At 39.5% G+C, this 4,636-nt stretch carries 5 protein-coding genes and 2 pseudogenes; 6 read left to right on the forward strand and 1 reads right to left on the reverse strand.

What is annotated here, in order from left to right; translation table 11 throughout:
• Positions 1 to 286: 286 nt before the first annotated feature.
• The 6 genes and pseudogenes from bcp (at position 287) to ACY2VW_RS13650 (ending at position 3,652) form a co-directional block, all read left to right on the forward strand.
• Complete coding sequence (gene bcp / locus ACY2VW_RS13625) at positions 287 to 742, forward strand: thioredoxin-dependent thiol peroxidase (protein WP_461878417.1); 456 nt, start codon at positions 287 to 289, stop codon at positions 740 to 742.
• The gene (gene yaaA / locus ACY2VW_RS13630; RefSeq protein WP_461878418.1) at positions 742 to 1,503 is read left to right on the forward strand and encodes a peroxide stress protein YaaA; all 762 of its coding nucleotides are present in this window, start codon (positions 742 to 744) and stop codon (positions 1,501 to 1,503) included. Before bcp ends, yaaA begins: the two co-directional genes overlap by 1 nt.
• 35 nt (positions 1,504 to 1,538) lie before the next feature.
• Positions 1,539 to 1,847: pseudogene (locus tag ACY2VW_RS13635) on the forward strand (GGDEF domain-containing protein); the annotation flags it as partial.
• Between the two features lie 119 nt (positions 1,848 to 1,966).
• A pseudogene (gene eno / locus ACY2VW_RS13640) lies at positions 1,967 to 2,134 on the forward strand (phosphopyruvate hydratase); the annotation flags it as partial.
• A 158-nt stretch (positions 2,135 to 2,292) separates the two neighbouring features.
• On the forward strand, positions 2,293 to 2,754 hold the full coding sequence (locus ACY2VW_RS13645) for a GNAT family N-acetyltransferase (protein ID WP_461878419.1): 462 nt from the start codon (positions 2,293 to 2,295) through the stop codon (positions 2,752 to 2,754).
• A gap of 28 nt (positions 2,755 to 2,782) precedes the next feature.
• Complete coding sequence (locus ACY2VW_RS13650) at positions 2,783 to 3,652, forward strand: deoxyribonuclease IV (protein ID WP_461878420.1); 870 nt, start codon at positions 2,783 to 2,785, stop codon at positions 3,650 to 3,652.
• 4 nt (positions 3,653 to 3,656) lie between these two features.
• Here ACY2VW_RS13650 and ACY2VW_RS13655 read toward each other — a convergent pair whose 3' ends face one another.
• Positions 3,657 to 4,598 carry a TlpA disulfide reductase family protein gene (locus ACY2VW_RS13655; protein WP_461878421.1) on the reverse strand — a complete coding sequence of 314 codons (942 nt, stop codon included), beginning with the start codon at positions 4,596 to 4,598 and terminating at the stop codon, positions 3,657 to 3,659.
• Positions 4,599 to 4,636: the final 38 nt, after the last annotated feature.

Raw genomic sequence — 4,636 nt, forward strand, 5'->3', positions numbered from 1 at the left:
GATGCAGCGATTACCTTTTTTAATTTCATTGAGCTTGTTCTAAGTGTTTTGTTTTTCATGATTTTAAATCTCCTTTTCAATTTCATTTTGTTCGTTTTAGTTTATTTATTGCATTATACAATAGGGGGCGTAAAATTCCTGTTAAGAAAATGGAGAAAAATAAATACATAGTTTTAACCATGATATTCTGAAAAATTTTATAGGAATGCTCTATTATCAAATTGACATAGGAATATGGTAGCGTATAATTACAATTGAATACACTGAAAAAATGGAGGAATAAATAATGCTGGAAGTAGGAATTAAGGCGCCTGATTTTGAGTTGCCAGATCAAAATGGGAAAATACATAGATTATCGGATTATACAGGAAAAAAAGTAATTTTATATTTCTATCCCAAGGATAATACAGCGGGATGCACGAAACAGGCATGTGGTTTTTCTGAGCGATACCCTCAGTTTACCGAAAAAGGAGCAGTTATTCTTGGAGTCAGTAAGGATTCTGTATCCTCTCATAAGAGATTTGAGGAAAAATATGGATTGGCATTTACACTTTTAGCAGATCCAGAGCGGAAAGTTATGGAAGCATATGATGTATGGAAAGAAAAGAAAAATTATGGCAAAGTTTCTATGGGAGTAGTAAGAACCACATATCTTATTGATGAACAGGGGATTATTATAAAGGCAAATGATAAAGTCAAGGCTGCAGATGATCCTGAAAATATGCTTAAGGAATTAGATTAATGAAGATAATATTATCCCCTGCTAAAAAGATGATTACAGATACTGACAGCATAGCACCGGATGGATTGCCTGAATTTATTGAAAAGACGACAGAGATACAAAGTTGGTTGAAAAGTAAGTCAAAAGAAGAACTGAAGACTATCTGGAAATGTAATGACAAAATTGCAGAACAGAATTTCAATAGATTGGAAAACATGGATCTTTATCATTTACTTACTCCAGCTGTTTTATCATATGAGGGAATTGCTTTTCAATATATGGCTCCATCCGTGTTTGAGGACAGTCAGTTCGAGTATGTACAAAATCATTTGAGGATATTATCTGCATTTTATGGCGTTCTAAAACCGTTGGATGGTGTGACACCTTATCGCTTGGAAATGCAGGCAAAGGTCAGCATAGGAGATGCGAAAAACTTGTATGATTACTGGGGAGATATGTTGTATGGTTCAGTGATCGACAACAGTAGGATTATAATTAACCTGGCATCGAAAGAATACTCTAAATGCATAGAAAAATATCTGACACAACAGGATAGATACATTACGATTACATTTTGTGAGTTGTCAGGAGATAAACTGGTGACAAAAGGTACATATGCGAAGATGGCTCGTGGTGAAATGGTTAGGTTCATGGCTGAAAAAAGTATTGAAAATCCTGAGGATATTAAAAGATTTGACAGATTTGGCTATGTGTTTAGGGCGGAACTATCGTCAGATACGGAATACATTTTTGAACGTAAAACAGAGATAACATCTTGTTAAAAAGATATTTGTTATGGGTATTCTTTTAATAAAGTAAGTTGATATTGAATTTCGCAAAGCTTTTGCGCAGTGTTATTCCAGAAAAGGATTTTGTTGGAAGATATGGCGGAGATGAGTTTATAGCAGTTATTTATCATACGAGCGAGGCGGAAATTAGGGAAATATTAAAATCCTTGTACAGAGAAAAAGACAGATTAAATAGTTATGAAAATCAATTACCAATCGACTATGCATGCGGATGGGCATTATCCTCCGATGATATGGCGCGTACAATGCAGATGTTATTGGATGAGGCAGATGCTTATATGTATAAGAATAAACAGTTATGTAAGAAATATAATTAGCACTCAGCTCAGAGTAGATGGATCTTCTTAAATATAATCGATAGTGATCTGTCGAAAAAACTAACAGGGTTTTTACTATGTTATTGTGTGATAATATCACGAAAATCAGTTTGACTGATGACAAGTATCCAATCATCCCCATCGAGGACGCCTTAGACGAAGAGGACTGGGAAGGATGGCAGAAGCTTACGAAAGAGCTCGGCGATAAAGTACAGCTTGTCGGAGACGATTTATTCGTTACCAATACCGAGCGCCTGAAAAAGGAATCGACAACGGCTGCGGCGATGCAGGTGCGGTCATTTTTCAGGAAATACTACTTTTAGGACTCATTAGCTACTGCCTTTTTTTAGTTAAAGAGAAAACTGCGCCACAGCCTTCGCAGGCCATCGCGCAGCGATTTAGTTTAATTTCAATTTATAAAAACAAGTAGAAAGGAATCCCCCATATGAAGATTACAATTCGTACTCCGAAAATACAGGATTATGACAGATTTTCCAACATTATGGATCAGGTTCAAAAGCTTCATGTTGACTGGAGACCGGATGTATACAAGCCGGCAAGCCCACTGATCACAAGGGAAATGTTTGAACAGATCTTAAAAAGTGACAGCTGGTACGTGGCAGAAGTGGATGGTGCTGTTGCCGGTGTCCTGGAACTGATACACCGCCATGTGGAAAGTCCTGCCCAGGTGACAAAGGACATCCTCTTTATCAGTACCATGGCAGTAGATGAAAAATACCGTGGAAAAGGGATCGGACATCAGTTCTTTGAAAAAGTGAAGCAGATCAGGGAAGAAAAAAGCTATGATACGATTGAGCTGCAGGTCAATGCCAAAAACAAAATGGCATACGAAATGTATCAAAACTATGGTTTTACAGAAAAATCAATCAATATGGAATTAAAGTAAAAAACAGATCCGGAAAGGAAAATACAAAATGTCACAGATCAAATTAGGTTCCCATGTGGGAATGGCAGGAAAAGAGATGTTTCTGGCATCCGTAAAAGAAGCGGAGAGCTATGGCTCCAACGTCCTGATGCTCTACACAGGGGCGCCGCAGAATACGAGAAGAAAAGAAATTTCAGAGTTAAATATCGAGGCGGGCTGGGAGTACGCAAAGAAAGCCGGGATTGAAGAAATCGTGGTGCACGCGCCTTATATCATCAACCTTGCCAACACAGTAAAACCGGAAACCTTTGAGCTTGCCGTAGAATTTCTGGAAAAAGAGATCGTAAGAACTGCCGCCATGCGCAGTAAAATACTGGTGCTTCATCCGGGATCCGCATTGGAAGCAGGGACAGAGGCGGGCATCGAACAGGCAGTGAAAGGCCTGAATATGGTGCTTGATGAGAATGAGGACGAGGTGTACATCGCACTTGAAACGATGGCGGGAAAAGGAAGCGAGATTGGGCGCACCTTTGAGGAACTTGCAAAAATCTATGACGGCGTCCATAAAAAAGACCGCTTAAGAGTCTGCTTCGACACCTGCCACGTCAACGATGCCGGTTATGATCTTGTCCATGATTACGAAGGTGTTTTCCGGAAATTCGATGAGATCGTCGGTCTTGACCAGATTGCCGTTTTCCATGTAAACGACAGTTTGAATCCGCTCGGAGCCCACAAAGACCGCCATGCCAATATCGGAAAAGGAACCATCGGATACGACACCCTGCACCGGTTGGTTCACGATGAGAGATTCTCAGACATCCCGAAAATCTTAGAGACACCGTGGCTCTGCGCAGACGGCGAGAAGAAGAAAACAATTCCGCCATACAAAGAGGAGATTGCCTGGCTGTTAGCTAATTGACAAATTAGTTCTGATCAAGTACAGACTGGATCTGTTTCATCAGCTGATCATAATTTGACTGATCATCGATTCCACCCATGAAAGGTTCTCCAACGATATTTCCATCTTTATCAACAAGAACTGTTGTAGGGAACGTCATGATGTTTCCGTAGTATTTTCCAACTGTTGAATTGGAATCGAAAGTCAGGTTCTTGTAGGAAACGCCCTGAGCTTTCAGGATTTCTTTTGCCTCTTTAATTCCAGCTTCATTGTTGTCTAAAGTGTCAGTGTTAATACCAACAACTTCTCCGCCCATTTCTTTCAGTGTCTCGTTTAATTCATTCAGTTTAGAGAGTTCTTCAACACATGGCTTGCATCCGCTGAACCAGAAGTTTACAACTGTAACTTTATTTTTAGCGAAAAGGCTGTCATCTACATCATTTCCGTCCAGATCTTTTCCTTTGAAATCACGGAACACACCTACACCTGTGGACTCGTCTGATTTTGAGGAAGAGCTGTCGGAAGATTCGGATGCAGCAGTCTCTTTTTCAAGCTTGGAGATCTCTTCTTCAATTCCACGGATTGTTTCAATGTCTTTGCTCAGAGTTTCATATTCTTCTTCGGAGAAAGAGTCTTTATTAGATTCAACTGTATTTGCAAGGACGTCAGCATAGTTTTCGTTCTTGGCATTAACAGCAGTGCTCTTGCTCATAAGACCAAAGGCTTTATCCCATGCATCTTTGTGATCTGCAAAAAGCTGATTTTCCTGCTGGTAAAGGTCGTTCAGTTTTTCGTTCAGTTCATCTGTGCTGCCTGTTTCTGTTGTGGAAGAAGATTCCTGTTTTGCATTGTCTGTTGTGGAAGGACTTCCGCAGCCCGTAAATGCAAAAAGTACAGAAATGGCAAGTGATGCAGCGATTACCTTTTTTAATTTCATTGAGCTTGTTCTAAGTGTTTTGTTTTTCATGATTTTAAATCTCCTTTTCAATTTCATTTTGTTCGTTT

The sequence above is a fragment of the Fusicatenibacter sp. genome, from assembly GCF_977045365.1.